Genomic DNA, 14,173 nt, shown 5'->3' with positions numbered 1-14,173 from the left:
GCCCTCCTTTATTACTTCTTGAAGACGGCGTTAGGATTATCCAGGCTGTCCGAGCCTTCAAGCTTGATCGTGCCGAGATCGAGGTCGGCGACGACGCGCTGGATGCTCTTCGTCTGATCGAGTAGGCCGTCGATCGCCTTCTGGACGGTGGCGTTGCCGACGGTGTTGCCTTCGGCGATCATCTGGTCGTACTTCTCGACCGTCTCGCCGCGATGAACCATGGCCTTCATGGCATCGAGCGTCGCGTTCAGTTTGCCTTCCATCTCCTTGTCCAGCGCCTTGTCCTTGGCGGCGACGAGATCGTGCAGCGACGGACCCTTCATCTTGGTGCCGTCGACGCGCGTGTAATTGCCGTTATAGGCCGCAGCGATGCCGATGGCGGCATTGTTGTGGGAGTTGTAGGTGTTGTCGGAGAAGCAATCATGCTCTTGCTCGGGATCGTGCAGCAGCAGGCCGAGCTTCATGCGCTCGCCGGCGAGTTCGCCATAGGAGAGCGAGCCCATGCCGGTCAGGATGGCGGCGAGGCCAGCCTTCGGATCGGCTTCGATATGCTTGGTGGCTTCACCATCCGGCGCCCAGTCATTGGTCATTTCCTGCATGGCGGAGACGAGCAGGGTCGAGGCCGATTTCAGATATTCGGCGCGGCGGTCGCAATTGCCGTGCGTGCAATTCTTCAGGTCGTAGTCGGTGGCGGGACGTTCGCCGGCACCCGGACCGGTGCCGTGCAGATCCTGGCCCCAGAGCAGGAATTCGATGGCATGGTAGCCGGTCGCGACATTGGCTTCGACGCCGCCGGCCTGTTGCAGCGTGCCGGAGAGGAATTCCGGCGTCAGATGCGAAGCGTCGACATCCTTGCCGTTGATCTTGATCGTCTTGTTGGCGATGACATTGGCGACATAAAGCGAGTTCTCATCGCTCTCGGTGCCGTAGGAGGCGTCGACATAGTCGATGAGGCCTTCGTCGAGCGGCCACGAATTCACTGCACCTTCCCAATCGTCGACGATGGGATTGCCGAAACGGTAGACTTCCGTCTGCTCGTAGGGAACGCGCGCCTTGATCCAGGCAGCCTGGGCAGCCTTCAGCGTCTTGTCGCTGGGATTGGCAAGCAATGCGTCGATCGCCTTGTCCAGCGCCTGCGCCGTGGTCAGCGCGTCCTGATACTTGGCATGGCCCACTTCGGCGTAATGCTTGATGATGGCGGCCGGCTCGGGCGCGGCCGCAAGCGCCGGAAGGATGGACATGGCGGTCGAGGCGACGGCCAGCGCCAGGGCGGCGCCAAAATTGATTTTCAGTTTCATGATCCTCTCCTGTGACGGCGGGGGCGCCGCCAGAAACTTGGCAAATTGTCTCATGTATTAAAAACAAACTGGTGTCAAACACTCTAGTTTGGAATGATTATAAAGCGGGAAATTATCGGTTTCAGTATCGGGAAAGGAGTGGATTCGCTGGAAAAAGCGGCTGATGTCGCACAATCTCGTTCCGCCCGCGCGAAAGCACTCGCCGCGGGCAGAGTGAGCTCAGCCTATCCCTTCCGGTGCAGCCGGCAGAAGAAGAAGCCGTCGGTATCGGTCGATGCCGGAGTCAGGGTGATGGTCTTGCCGTCCGATGAGCGCGGCTTCGGCGCATCGCCGCCGAACAGCTTCTCCCAGGAACTCAGCGCTTCGACCACTTCGAAGTCCGGATTGTTGGCTGCAAAGCGGTTGACCTGCGTTTCATTTTCTTCCGGCAGGACCGAGCAGGTGACATAGAGCAGCATGCCGCCGGGGCGCACGAATTCGCCAGCCTGAGCCAGCGCTTCCTGCTGCTGGCTGGTGCGCTCGTCGAGGTTCTTTTGCGTCAGCCGCCATTTCGTATCGGGGCGGCGGCGCCACGTGCCGGTGCCGGTGCAGGGCGCATCGACCAGCACCTTGTCGAATCTGCCGCGCAGCGGAAGCAGGCCGTTTCTTTCGTCATGAACCTGAACATTGCGCGTGCCGGCGCGCTTCAAGCGCTCGATGATCGGCGCCAGCCGCCGCCGATCGGAATCATAGGCATGGACCTGGCCCTTATTGTGCATTGCTGCCGACATGGCGAGCGTCTTGCCGCCGCCGCCGGCGCAATAGTCGAGCACCTGGTCGCCTTCTTCAGGCAAAACGAGATCGGCAACGATCTGCGATCCTTCATCCTGCACCTCGAACCAGCCCTTTTGGAAAGAAAGTTCGGCGGTAACATTCGGCAGGCGTGATGCGCCTTCGCCGGCAGGAATGCGGATGCCGTAACGGGCGATCTTCGAAGCATGGGCTCCTGCGCGTTCCAGTGCCTTCACGGCCTTGTCGCGGCTGGCCTTCAGCGCGTTGGCGCGCAGATCGAGCGTCGGCCGCTCGGCCAAGGCCTGCGCTTCTGCAAGCCAGCTATCGCCGAATGCCTGTTGAAAGGAATGCTCTACCCATTCCGGAATGTCGCCCTGGATATGGCGAGGCGCATCCTCGATCTTGCGTGTGGCAAAGGCTGCCAGCGCCTCGGCGCTTGGCGGCTCGGGCGCAAATTTGTCGCCTTCAAATTCGGCGGCCAGCTTTTCGGGCGTTAAGCCCCATTGGCGAAAGAGCACGGCATGGGCAAGAGCGGAAGGGCTGTCGTCACCCATCAGCCAAGCATGGGATAGCCGCATGCGCAGAGCGTCGTAGACGATATTGCCGATTGCGGCGCGGTCGCCGGAGCCGGCGAAGCGATGGGCCAGTCCCCAATCCTTCAGGGCATCAGCCACCGGTCGCTTGCGCGCTTCGATATCGGCAAGAACTTCGATGGCCCCCTGCAGCCGGCCGCCCAGACGCATTTACTATTCTCCTGCTTGCGCATGGTCCGAAATCACGTGGGTTGCCGGAAAGGCTCATGCGCCCACTAAAGTGTCACTGACACCTCATCAATCCGCACGAAATAAGCACGTGGCGGCAGATTATTGAGACGTCTCAACCGCGTGGTAGCCGCGATTGACGGAGAGAGCAAGCGTCAGGCCGAAACGCCGGGGTCGTTCCCAGCAAATCCGCCGGTTATTTCGAGGCGACGACGTCGTAACAAACACTCGCCGTGCCGGAGGCAACCATGCCGATACCCTGCGCTGCAGCACGGGAGAGATCGAGCACGCGTCCGCGAATGAAAGGTCCGCGATCGTTGATGCGAACGACAACGCTGCGGCCGTTGTGGCGGTTGGTCACCTTCAGGCGTGTGCCAAAGGCAAGCGAGCGATGAGCGGCAGTAAAATTGCCTGAACTCATGCGTTCCCCGGAAGCAGTCTTGGAGCTTCCCCCGTACCATGATGCGCCCCCGCATCCCGATGCTGCAAATGCATCCGTCGAGAGGATAGCAAAAGCAGCGGATATAGTTGCGACGATCGCAACAGAGCGATTGATTTTCTTCAAACCGATTTTCCCTCAAACAATTGAACTTACGCCTGGTGAGCGGCGGGGGCTTAAATCGGGCGAAAAATGGCAAAAAAGTGCCTGCTAATATCACGGAATGTTACAGCCTGTAACATTCGTGATTTATGACAATAAATATCGAGTATCTCTAAAACTAAGATTTGATGGAAAAAACACAATAAATTCAGTTAAAAACCGAACGAATTTTCTCAAATCGATGTTGCAATGCAGAAGATCACGAAATTTGAAAAAATAATTTTCTGACTTCGCCTTATTTGCTGCCGCATTTGTGCAATTTCAGAGACCATTAACCATAAATGTGGAGCAAATTGAACTAACCAATATGGGTTAGTAGGAATTTTCGTGCGATTTTTGGGGAGATAATCTCGCGTTCGTTTAGCCGCGCCAACGGCCAGAGGACCACAGTTGGGCGAGCGACATGCGGTAGTCAGGATAGCGGAACGGGAAGCCCAGCGCGCGCAGTTTTGCGTTCGAAACACGCTTGTTCTCACCATAGAACGAACGCGCCATCGGCGTTAGCTCCGCCGTTTCGAAAGCCTGTTCCGGCGGTGGCTCGATCCCCATGAGACGGGCCGCCTCGACGATGACGTCCTGCGGCGGACCGGGTTCGTTGTCGGTGACATTATAGATGCCGCCCAGCTTACGCTCGGAGAGGAACTTGGCGCAGGCGCCGATGTCCTCGACGCGGATGCGGTTGAACACTTGGTTCGCCTTGATCAGCCGCCGTGCCGTTCCCTTTTCCAGATTGCAGAAAGTGTTACGGCCCGGACCATAGATGCCGGCAAGCCGGAGCACGGCAACCGGAATGCCGAGCCTGATGCCGACGCGGTGCCAGCCATCCTCTGCCTCGACGCGTTCGACCGAGCGGTCGGAAACCGGATGCAGCGGTGTTTCCTCGCTGACCCATGCGCCCTTGTGGTCGCCATATACGCCGACGGTGGAAAGGTAGCAAACCCATTCGAGCTTCGGCATGAGCGCGCGGATATTCATATGCGCCAGCCGCAGCAGCGGATCACCCGCCTTGCCGGGCGCGATCGACTGGACGAGATGCGAGGCGGATTTCATCGTCTCGCTCAATGCGGGATCGAACGTCTCGCCGTCGAAGAGGAAAGCTTCGATGCCCTCCTGACCAAGAGGACCGGTCTTGTCGGGCGAACGGGTCGTGCCGGTGATCCGAACGCCCGGGCCGGCGAAGGCCTTTGCGATAGCCGTTCCCGAATAGCCGCAGCCGAAAATCATCACATGCATCACGCAACTCCCGCCATTGTCCATTCCGCGCGCACATCCGCGTCCGGTTCGTCACTTCTTTCTGCCGCAAAAGTGCGGAACTCGCCAGCCATCATCAACCGCGACAATGCCCAGACGGCCATGCCGCGCACCACGGCCGAGGGATCGCCTGCCAGACCGCGGCATGCCGGGATTAAGCCGCGCTCCCCGGAATTGCCGGCGGCGATCAGCACATTGCGAATGAAGCGATCACGGCCGATGCGTTTGACCGGCGAACCGCTGAAGAAGGTGCGAAAGGCGGCATCGTCGAGATCGAGCAGAAAGGCGATCGATGGTTCCTTGAGGTCATCGCGGGCGATCAGCTTCATCTCCGCGGCAGCGTTTGCGAATTTATTCCAGGGACAGGCGGCGAGACAGTCGTCGCAGCCATAGATGCGATTGCCGATCAGCGGCCGAAGCTGCGGATCGATCGGCCCCTTGTGTTCGATGGTCAGATAGGAAATGCAGCGGCGCGCGTCGAGCTGGTAGGGGGCCGGGAAAGCCGCTGTCGGGCAGACGTCGAGACAGGCGCGGCAGGAGCCGCAATGATCGATCTCCGCCTGATCCGGTTCGAGATCGGCCGTGGTGAACATCGAGCCGAGAAACAGCCAGGAACCGTGCGTGCGGCTGACGAGATTGGTGTGCTTGCCTTGCCAGCCAAGGCCGGCTGCGGCCGCCAGCGGTTTTTCCATGACCGGCGCCGTGTCGACGAAGACCTTGACGTCTTCCTGCGATCGCGCCGCGAAGCGGGTGGCGATCTCCTTCAGCCGCCCCTTGATGATGTCGTGATAGTCGCGATTGCGGGCATAGACGGAGATGGCCGCCTTGTCGGGTTTCTCCAGAATGCCGCGCGGGTCTTCCTCGGGGCCGTAGTTGAGGCCGAAGACGGCGATGGAGCGGACATCCCCCCAGAGCACGTTGGGATCGCCGCGGCGTTCGCGCGTCTCCTCCATCCACGCCATGGTGCCGTGGTAGCCTTGTTCCAGGAATTGATTGAGCCTGATCCCTGCCTCGGGAATGGCGTCTGGCCGAGTGATGCGGCAGAGATCGAAACCCTGCGTCCGCGCTTCGTCGCGAAGAAAGGCGGTCAGCGTACGCCGTCGCTTGCTTTCTTTTTCTGTGGCACGGTCTTCGGGCATATCCAGCCCTCGTCAGAAATCCAGATCGGCGTAGTGCGATACGGGTGTGATGCCGCGCACGCGTTCCGCCAAGATCGGCCGGAAAGACGGGCGCGATTTCAGCCGCTGATACCACTCCTTGGCAACGGGCGATTCCACCCAATCGATCTCGCCGAGATAATCGAGGACGGAAATCGAAGCGGCGGCCGCGAGATCCGCATAGCTCAGCCGGTCGCCGGCGAGCCATTGGCGGGAACCCGCGAGCCAGGAGAGATACTTCATGTGCTGGCGGATATTGCCCCGAGCCATGCGCATCACCTTGGAGTCAGGAGCGCCGCCGCCCTGATCGGCGGTCATCTGCAGCTTGTATACGCGTTCGCGCACCAAAGGCCGCGTCACGTCCTGTTCCATCTTCTGCATGAACCATTCCGCCAGCCGGCGTATTTCGGCGCGCTGGAACGGGTCTTCGGCAAGAAGCCGGCGATCTCGCTTCAAAACGCCATGCGTCTCGTCGAGATATTCGGAGATCACGGTCGCGCCGCAGAGCGCACGCATGCTGTCATCAACATAGACGGGCAGCGTGCCGGCCGGATTGAGCGCCAGAAAATCGCGCCGTTTTTCCCACGTCTGTTCCTCGATCAACTCCGTCTGATAACCGTATTCGGTCAGGATCAGACGGACGAACCGTGACGGAGATGACATGGAGTGATGATACAGCGTCGGCATTGATACTCGGGCTTTTGCAGTTGATGCTTATAAGAGTCTCGGGCCACGATTTGCGGCCCTAGTCATACGTCATCGGTTGAAGCTATAGGAGTTTGGCCTAGCTATTACAAGCGAATCGGGCCACCCCGGCCTTTGACAAAGGACACAATATGGCTGAACAAATTGTTATCGCGTTGTTTTTGGGCCTCGTGGAAGGCCTGACGGAGTTCATTCCGGTATCCTCCACGGGACATTTGATATTGATCGGACATTTCCTCGGTTTTGATGAAGCTGCCACTTTCGACGTTCTGATCCAGCTCGGTGCAATCCTCGCCATCTTGCTTGTCTATTTCAATCGCCTCGTTCAAATCGCAAAGGCGCTGCCGGTCAGCGTCAAGGCCCGTCATTTCGTGCTCGCGGTCCTCTTCGGCTTCCTGCCGGCTGCCGTCATCGGCGCGATCGCGCATGATTTCATCAAGACGGTGCTGTTCGATTCGCCGAAGGTTATCTGCATCTCGCTGATTCTCGGCGGCATCGTCCTCCTGGTTATCGACAGGATCCCGTTCAAGCCGAAATATACCAGCGCCTATGACTTCTCTTGGCCGATGGCAGTCAAGATCGGCTTCTTCCAATGTCTGGCAATGATCCCTGGAACGTCGCGTTCGGGTTCCACCATTGTTGGTGCCCTGCTTCTCGGTGCCGACAAGCGTTCGGCCGCGGAATTCTCTTTCTTCCTTGCCATGCCGACCATGGCCGGCGCCTTCGCGCTGGATTTGTGGAAAAGCCGCCACGACCTCAGCATGGATCAGGGCCTGCTGATCGTCATCGGCTTCTTCACCGCTTTCATATCGGCATTGTTCGTGGTCCGGGCACTGCTCGATTTCGTCTCGCGCCGCGGCTACGCGCCCTTCGCTTGGTGGCGCATTGGCGTCGGCGTTCTCGGCCTGATCGGACTTTATACGGTCGGCTGAGGCGGATCGCCTAAGTTGAGATCTTGAGAAAACGAAGGCCGGTGAGAACCGGCCTTTTTCATGCTCGATTAGTTCGAGGATGAAGGCTCGATGGACCCTGTCGTGCAGGGGTCGACGCCATAGGTCGGGGCGCATTCACCCTTGACCGAAGCGATGCTTCCGCGGGCTACGAATGAGCCTGCCAGAATCACCAGTGCCGCGCACGCAAACAAAAGCGCGATAGACTTACCCATCGAAGAATGCCTTTCCGCAGAAGTGAAGCGCGCCACGCATTGTGCCTTGCCGGGCTCGGCGACGCGCGGTTGTGTTAGTCAGTGAAATGATGAATAGCAATAAAGGTTCATGTTAAATTTGACGTTAATGCTACTATTTTCGGTGTGCGTCTTTTGAGCAACGCCAAGCTGTGAATCAAGACGGTAAAAGCGGCTCATTGGTGCCGGAAACGCGATCAGACGAAACAAAAACGCCGCCTGGAGGAACCAGGCGGCGCTTCGATTTTTCGAATCGGTAAAGCGTCACGCAGCCTTGCCGGAGCCGGTGAACTGACCCTGCGGGCGATAGCGCACCAAATAGGACGGCAGCACGGAGACAAGCAGGGTCGGCATGAGGCCGATACCCTTCAGGGTCCGGCCTTCCGCTTCGGCTTCCTTGGAGACGACGTTGTCGTGCTTCAGCAGGCGAACCTGATCGGCAGTGATCGGCGGCGTGATGAGCGGCACCCATGAAGCGATGTTGCCGATGAGGGAGGCAAGGCCGAACGGCAGAGAGACAAGTGACTTCTTGCGATTGATGACGGCAAGCGTCGTCTCGAGACATTCGCGGAAAGAAAGCACCTCCGGGCCACCAAGCTCATAGATCGTGCCGGCCTTGAGCTTGCCGTCGACGCCGCGGGCGACTGCCTCGGCGACATCCTCGACATAAACCGGCTGGAACTTCGTCAGGCCGCCGCCAATCAGCGGCAGGAAGGGCGCGGTGCGCGACATATCGGCGAATTTGTTGAAGAAGCCGTCTTCCGGACCGAAGACAATCGACGGCCGCAGGATGACGGCATCCGGCTTGATCGACAGGATGGCGGCTTCGGCGCGGGCCTTGGTGCGGGCATAGGCGGAAGCCGAATTGGCGTTGGCGCCGATGGCGGAAATATGCGTCAGCGAAGCGCCGACGCCGCGTGCGGCTTCCGCGATGGCCTTGGCGCCGAATTCCTGCACCGCATCGAATGTATTGCGGCCGCTTTCGGTGAGAATGCCGACGCAATTGACCACATGCTGCGCACCTTCGACGGCGCGATCGATCGAGTTGCGATAGCGCAGGTTCGCCTGGACGATCGAGATCTGGCCGAGATTGCCCTGCGGCTGCAGGTAACCGGCAAGATCAGGCCGGCGCACGGCGACGCGGATACGATAGCCGCGCTTAGCGAGTACGCGGACGACATGCCGCCCAATGAAGCCCGATCCCCCGAACACGGTCACGAGCGGCGGAAGGTTGGACAGGGTCATGGCAGGCTCCTCGAAAGGCTTAGAATAGGGCTGATGTGGCTTCGTCTTAACCGATCCGAGGGCCGAGGTGAAGTACTATCGCGCCGCATGTTCGGGCCACTTTTTTGGAAGCCTTAGACGCCTTCGACGACCACCATTTCGGCATCCGCCACTTCATGACGGATCTTGGCCGCGATCTGGTATTCCGGTGAATTATAGCACTCTACGGCATGCTGCAGCGATGGGAATTCGATAACGACATTGCGGCCGCGCGCCTGGCCTTCCAGTGGCGTGAAAGCACCGCCGCGGGCGAGGAAAACCGCCCCGTATTTTTCGAAAGCCGGCTTGGCGGCGGCAACATAATCCTTGTAGCGCTCGGGATCGCGAACATCCACGCGTGCGATCCAATATCCCTTTGCCATGTCCGGTCTCCCTGTTTCCTAAAATTTAGATCGCGGCGTCCATTTCCGCGAGGATGGCGCGGGCGGCTTCCTTCGGATCGGCGGCCTTGACGATCGGCCGGGCGACGACGAGGTGGCTCGATCCGGCCTTGATGGCCTCAGTCGGCGTCATCACACGCTTCTGGTCGCCCTTGTCGCTGCCGGTCGGGCGAATGCCCGGGGTCACCAGCGCCATGTCCGGGCCGATAATTTTGCGAACGGCGGCGGATTCTTCAGCCGAGCATACGATGCCGCCCATGCCGGCGAGCAGCGCCTGTTCGGCGCGGCGCAGCACCAGCGTATGCGGGTCGTATTCGTATCCGGCGGCGATCAGGTCCTCTTCATCCATCGAGGTCAGCACGGTGACGCCGAGCAGGCAGAGATCGGAACCTTTGGCTGCGGCGACGGCCGCCCGCATCGCCTTCGGATAGGCATGCAGCGTCAGCATCGACATGCCCATCTTGACGATATTCTCGACGCCGGAAGCAACCGTGTTGTCGATATCGAGCAGCTTCATGTCGAGGAAAATCTTCTTGCCATCGGCGGCAAGGTCGCGGGCGAATTCCAGCCCGCCGGCGAAGGCGAGCTGATAGCCGATCTTATAATAGAGAATATCGTCGCCGAGCGCCGTGATGACCTTTTCGGCCTCCTGAAGGTTTGGAACATCCAGTCCAACGATCAAGCGGTCGCGTGCGGTCATCTCAGGTTCACCCCTGCCAATCTTCTATAGGCGTCCAGTCGCATGAGACGGCGCGCTTCGCAAGGTCGAAACAGAAAAGATTGCCGCCGCCCGGTGGCTGATCGCCTTGACGCGCGATCGGCTTGCCCTCGAGGTGGCATTTCAGCAGCGTGCCGACGCCGCCGTGGCCGACGAAAGCGATGGGCACGCTCGGGTCGTGCCGCAACAGAACGGCTTCCACCTCGGAGACGATCCGTGCCTGCGCATCGATCGCACGCTCCCAGCCCTTAAAACTCTCATGTGGATGGGCAAAGAACCAGTCCGCCGCCTTCTCGAATTCCGGTGGGGTCAGAAAGCCCGTGGCGCTGCGGTCATTCTCGTGCGTGGCTTCGATGATCTCGACCGCAGCAGCGCTCGCCGTCGCCAGGATTTCGGCAGTCTCGATTGCCTTTCGCTCGCCGCTGGAAACGATGAGGCCGAGCTTGCTCGCCCATGGGCGCGTTGCCGCAAGTTTGGCGCGCGCCGTGCCGATATCGGAAAGGCCCCATTCCGGAACTGGCACCGAGGGATCAATGCGCACCTGCGGGTGCGTGATATAGAGAGCGAACATCGATTGCATGATCCCATGTTGAAAGGCGCAGTTTCGAAGCCGAGATATGCCCGGTCGAGGGAAGACGGCTCTACGAAAATAGCGTCAGCCCCGCCGATAGACCCAGAGCTGTGCCGGCGGGATGTTGCGGACGATGAAGTCGAAGTGCTGGATATGATAGCGATCCGGCCGGGCGATGATCGGCGAGACCGGCCCGTAGGAGATCTGCACCACGGGACGGCCGGGCGGTATGCGGTCCAGCAGGCTTTCGAGCAGCGCGACGCGCGCCTTCATCGGGAAGTTCAGCAGCGGAATGCCCGAGACGACGGAATCGAATGTCTGGCCGCGCAATACCCCCAGAGTCTTGTCGAGATCGAAGGCATCGCCATTGATGAAATGGACGCCGGGATAAAGACGGACGAGATGATTGTAGAAGTCGGTGGAATATTCGATGGCGACGAGATTTTCCCGCTCGATGCCGCGCGCCAGGATCGCCTTGGTGATCGCGCCCGTTCCCGGGCCGAGTTCCAGCACCGGTAGCCCTGAATGGGTGTTGACGATGCTCGCCATCTTGCGGGCGGTGATCGAGGATGTCGGAACGATGGAACCGACCGTTTTCGGGCCCTGCATCATGCCTTTGAAGAAACGGATTTCTTCGTCGAACTTTTTGCCCAGCCGTTCCTTGAGACGCAGCGCCATGCTCTCCCCCCACCAGATTTTACAGTTGCGAGTTACATATCGCTTATGTCTTATCTTGCAATGCTATGGCGCAATAACAAGAGAAAATGTCGCAAACCTCTACAGGTTCAAATGAAAGCGCCCTCTTTCGTTCCCAAGAACTTACGAGGATGCTTCGGTTTCGCTAGACGCGCATCGGCATCAGGACATAGAGAGCGTCATCGCCGGCCGTGTCGCGGATCAGCGTCGGCGAGCCGGCATCGGCAAGCAGGAAGATCGCGGCATCGCCGGACAATTGCGCGGTGATGTCGAGCAGATATTTGGCGTTGAAGCCGATTTCCATCGCGTCCATGTCGTAGCCCACGGCAACTTCTTCCGTAGCACTTCCGGAGTCGGGATTGTTGACCGTCAACAGGAGCTGACCGTCCGACAACGCCAGCTTCACGGCGCGGCCGCGCTCCGACGAAATGGTCGAGACGCGATCGACGGCCTGGGCGAAGGTCTGGCAATCGACCCGCATTTCCTTGTCGTTGCTGGTCGGGATGACGCGCTGATAATCGGGGAAAGTGCCGTCGATCAGCTTCGAGGTCATAACGATCGATCCGATCGTCAGGCGGATTTTGGCGTCAGACACTTCGACGGTGACGACGACATCGGGGCTGTCGACCAGCTTCTGCAACTCGCCGACCGTTTTGCGCGGAATTATGATGCCTGGCATGCCTTCCGAGCCCGAGGGGGCGTCGACATCGGCGCGGGCAAGACGGTGACCATCCGTGGCCACGGCCCGCAGCTTCAGGTCGCCCTTGCTTTCGATCGTGTGGAAGAAAATGCCGTTCAGATAATAACGGGTCTCTTCGGTGGAGATCGCGAACTGCGTCCGGTCGATCAGCATCTTCAGATCCGACGCCTTCAGCTTGAAGGAATGGCTGAAGCTGCCGGCGGTCAGGTCCGGGAAGTCCGATTCCGGCAGGCACTGCAGCGAGAATTTCGAGCGGCCCGAAGCAACCGTCATCGAGCTGCCATCGGGGTTGGTGGCGAGAAGCACTTCCGAACCGTCCGGCAGCTTGCGCACGATGTCGTAGAGCAGATGCGCCGGCACGGTGGTGGCGCCGGCCTTCTCGACATTGGCGGGCGTCGCTTCGGTGATTTCGAGATCGAGGTCGGTCGCCTTCATGTCGAGGCTCGCGCCGTCGGCCTTGAGCAATACGTTGGACAGGATCGGGATCGTGTTGCGACGCTCGACCACGCGATGCACGTGGTTCAGCGATTTCAGGAGGTTCGACCGCTCAATTGTAATACGCATGATGCTACCGCTTTCGACCGTTACTCCCGGGCAGCCACAGGCGCCCGAAGGATGCATTTTCGGACAAGGCCCGAGATTGGACGGGCAAAATGACAGAACTCAGCATGCGAATGCAAGAGGCATCGGGATATGCTGCACGTCATTTCGGTATTTGGCCGACAATGCTCACAGGATTTGCGCCGCTCTTGCCGTCAGGACATACCTCGCCCATAAAGGCGATGATTCCGAGACGAATTCAGGGTCGGTATGAGCGACGAACACACAGGCGGCGGAGCGCGCAGTTTCCGCCTGCATAATACCACGGTTCCCGCCCGGCCGCTGGAGCCGGCGCTTTATCTTGTCGCGACGCCGATCGGCAATCTCGGCGATATCACGCTGCGGGCATTGGAAACGCTGGCGGGCGCCGATGTGCTTGCCTGCGAGGATACGCGGGTGACCCGTGTGCTGCTCGATCGCTACGGCATCCAGAACCGGCCATTCGCCTATCATGAGCACAATGCCGATGAGGCAGGGCCACGGCTGCTGCAGGCGCTGGAAGCCGGGCGCTCTGTGGCGCTGGTCTCCGATGCCGGCACGCCGTTGGTCTCCGATCCCGGCTACCGGCTGGCGCTGCAGGCGATCGAGGCGGGTTACCGTGTCGTGCCGATCCCAGGGGCGTCTGCGCCGCTTGCCGCGCTGGTCGGCTCCGGCCTGCCCAACGATGCCTTCTTCTTTGCCGGTTTCCTGCCCGCCAAGGACAAGGGCCGCCGCGACCGGCTGGCCGAGCTTGCCCTCGTCCCCGCGACCCTGATCTTCTTTGAATCGCCCCATCGCATCGCCGCAACGCTCGCCGCCGCCGCCGATGTGCTGGGCGGCGAGCGCAAAGCGGCCGTCTGCCGCGAACTCACCAAGACCTTCGAAGAATTCCGTCGCGGCACGCTCACCGAGCTTGCCGCCTTTTACGACAAGGTCGATAACGTCAAGGGTGAGATCGTTTGGCTCGTCGGCCGGCCGGAAGAGACGGTTGCTGCCGAAGCTGATGTCGAGGCCATTCTCAGCGATCTCGCACGGAGCATGCCGACAGCCAAGGCGGCGGCAGAGGCTGCCCGGATCACAGGCTTGCCGCGCAAGGATCTCTATCAGCGCCTGCTCGATATGAAGGAGCGCCATGGTTGAGACCGGCGAGCGGCTGAAGCGGCGGGAAGCATGGCGACGCGGCCATGTCTCGGAATATGCCGCAGCGCTTTTCCTCTTCTTCAAGGGCTACCGCATTCTCGCCATCCGCCATCGTACCAAGCTCGGCGAAATCGACATCATCGCCCGCAAGGGCGATCTCGCCGTCTTCGTCGAGGTCAAAGCCAGGCGCGGCGAGCAGGAGGCGATCGATGCCGTTTCCTTTTCCGCGCAAAAACGCATTCGTGCCGCCAGCGACCTCTGGCTGGCACGCCAGCCGGACTATGCGCGCCTGTCGCAGCGCTACGACATCGTCGCCATCCTGCCGCGCCACTGGCCACGGCATTTTCCGGATGCTTTTTGAGACTGGCCATCATGGCG

General features: G+C 60.1%; 16 protein-coding genes. 4 read left to right on the top strand and 12 right to left on the bottom strand.

Features of this window, described 5'->3' with window-relative positions:
• Window positions 1-11 precede the first annotated feature (11 nt).
• The 3 genes from GGD50_RS18985 to GGD50_RS18975 form a co-directional block, all read right to left on the bottom strand.
• Window positions 12-1,298: an imelysin family protein gene (locus tag GGD50_RS18985; protein WP_107106732.1), complete on the bottom strand. Its 1,287-nt coding sequence runs from the start codon at window positions 1,296-1,298 to the stop codon at window positions 12-14.
• A gap of 224 nt (window positions 1,299-1,522) precedes the next feature.
• Complete coding sequence (locus GGD50_RS18980) at window positions 1,523-2,812, bottom strand: RsmB/NOP family class I SAM-dependent RNA methyltransferase (RefSeq protein ID WP_107106733.1); 1,290 nt, start codon at window positions 2,810-2,812, stop codon at window positions 1,523-1,525.
• Window positions 2,813-3,026: 214 nt separating this feature from the next.
• Complete coding sequence (locus GGD50_RS18975) at window positions 3,027-3,368, bottom strand: septal ring lytic transglycosylase RlpA family protein (RefSeq protein ID WP_245407408.1); 342 nt, start codon at window positions 3,366-3,368, stop codon at window positions 3,027-3,029.
• On the opposite strand from GGD50_RS18975, the gene GGD50_RS33360 reads away from it, so the two are divergent.
• Window positions 3,271-3,483, top strand: a complete 213-nt coding sequence (locus tag GGD50_RS33360) for a hypothetical protein (protein WP_245407412.1) — start codon at window positions 3,271-3,273, stop codon at window positions 3,481-3,483. The genes GGD50_RS18975 and GGD50_RS33360 overlap by 98 nt on opposite strands.
• A gap of 308 nt (window positions 3,484-3,791) precedes the next feature.
• Here GGD50_RS33360 and GGD50_RS18970 read toward each other — a convergent pair whose 3' ends face one another.
• The 3 genes from GGD50_RS18970 to GGD50_RS18960 are packed head-to-tail and all read right to left on the bottom strand — an operon-like array spanning window position 3,792 to window position 6,526.
• The gene (locus GGD50_RS18970) at window positions 3,792-4,664 is read right to left on the bottom strand and encodes an SDR family oxidoreductase (protein ID WP_107106735.1); all 873 of its coding nucleotides are present in this window, start codon (window positions 4,662-4,664) and stop codon (window positions 3,792-3,794) included.
• A complete protein-coding gene (gene queG / locus GGD50_RS18965) occupies window positions 4,664-5,821 on the bottom strand; it encodes a tRNA epoxyqueuosine(34) reductase QueG (RefSeq protein ID WP_107106736.1) in 1,158 nt (385 codons plus the stop codon). The genes GGD50_RS18970 and queG overlap by 1 nt, the downstream gene beginning before the upstream one ends.
• Window positions 5,822-5,833: 12 nt before the next feature.
• A complete protein-coding gene (locus GGD50_RS18960) occupies window positions 5,834-6,526 on the bottom strand; it encodes a glutathione S-transferase family protein (protein ID WP_107106737.1) in 693 nt (230 codons plus the stop codon).
• A gap of 149 nt (window positions 6,527-6,675) precedes the next feature.
• On the opposite strand from GGD50_RS18960, the gene GGD50_RS18955 reads away from it, so the two are divergent.
• Window positions 6,676-7,476: an undecaprenyl-diphosphate phosphatase gene (locus GGD50_RS18955; protein ID WP_107106738.1), complete on the top strand. Its 801-nt coding sequence runs from the start codon at window positions 6,676-6,678 to the stop codon at window positions 7,474-7,476.
• A 515-nt stretch (window positions 7,477-7,991) separates the two neighbouring features.
• Here the strand turns inward: GGD50_RS18955 and GGD50_RS18950 are convergent.
• From GGD50_RS18950 to dnaN, 6 genes are all read right to left on the bottom strand, one after another.
• Window positions 7,992-8,972 (bottom strand): complex I NDUFA9 subunit family protein, encoded by a 981-nt coding sequence (locus tag GGD50_RS18950; protein ID WP_107106739.1) that lies wholly within the window; start codon window positions 8,970-8,972, stop codon window positions 7,992-7,994.
• A 113-nt stretch (window positions 8,973-9,085) separates the two neighbouring features.
• Window positions 9,086-9,373: a DUF1330 domain-containing protein gene (locus tag GGD50_RS18945; protein WP_107106740.1), complete on the bottom strand. Its 288-nt coding sequence runs from the start codon at window positions 9,371-9,373 to the stop codon at window positions 9,086-9,088.
• Between the two features lie 25 nt (window positions 9,374-9,398).
• Window positions 9,399-10,091: an orotidine-5'-phosphate decarboxylase gene (gene pyrF / locus GGD50_RS18940; protein WP_107106741.1), complete on the bottom strand. Its 693-nt coding sequence runs from the start codon at window positions 10,089-10,091 to the stop codon at window positions 9,399-9,401.
• 7 nt (window positions 10,092-10,098) lie between these two features.
• Window positions 10,099-10,680 (bottom strand): histidine phosphatase family protein, encoded by a 582-nt coding sequence (locus GGD50_RS18935; RefSeq protein ID WP_107107030.1) that lies wholly within the window; start codon window positions 10,678-10,680, stop codon window positions 10,099-10,101.
• Between the two features lie 84 nt (window positions 10,681-10,764).
• Window positions 10,765-11,358 carry a phospholipid N-methyltransferase PmtA gene (gene pmtA, locus GGD50_RS18930; protein WP_107106742.1) on the bottom strand — a complete coding sequence of 198 codons (594 nt, stop codon included), beginning with the start codon at window positions 11,356-11,358 and terminating at the stop codon, window positions 10,765-10,767.
• A gap of 163 nt (window positions 11,359-11,521) precedes the next feature.
• Window positions 11,522-12,640 carry a DNA polymerase III subunit beta gene (dnaN, locus tag GGD50_RS18925; RefSeq protein WP_107106743.1) on the bottom strand — a complete coding sequence of 373 codons (1,119 nt, stop codon included), beginning with the start codon at window positions 12,638-12,640 and terminating at the stop codon, window positions 11,522-11,524.
• 246 nt (window positions 12,641-12,886) lie between these two features.
• Here dnaN and rsmI point away from each other — a divergent pair, with 246 nt between their 5' ends.
• Window positions 12,887-13,795 carry a 16S rRNA (cytidine(1402)-2'-O)-methyltransferase gene (gene rsmI / locus GGD50_RS18920; protein WP_107106744.1) on the top strand — a complete coding sequence of 303 codons (909 nt, stop codon included), beginning with the start codon at window positions 12,887-12,889 and terminating at the stop codon, window positions 13,793-13,795.
• A complete protein-coding gene (locus GGD50_RS18915) occupies window positions 13,788-14,156 on the top strand; it encodes a YraN family protein (protein ID WP_107106745.1) in 369 nt (122 codons plus the stop codon). The genes rsmI and GGD50_RS18915 overlap by 8 nt, the downstream gene beginning before the upstream one ends.
• The last annotated feature ends 17 nt before the right edge of the window (window positions 14,157-14,173 follow it).

The organism is Martinezella paranaensis, from assembly GCF_014200235.1.
In the GTDB taxonomy this organism is placed as follows: domain Bacteria; phylum Pseudomonadota; class Alphaproteobacteria; order Rhizobiales; family Rhizobiaceae; genus Rhizobium; species Rhizobium paranaense.
The sequence above is the reverse complement of the archived record's forward strand: the minus strand, read 5'-3'. Positions and strand labels throughout refer to the sequence as shown.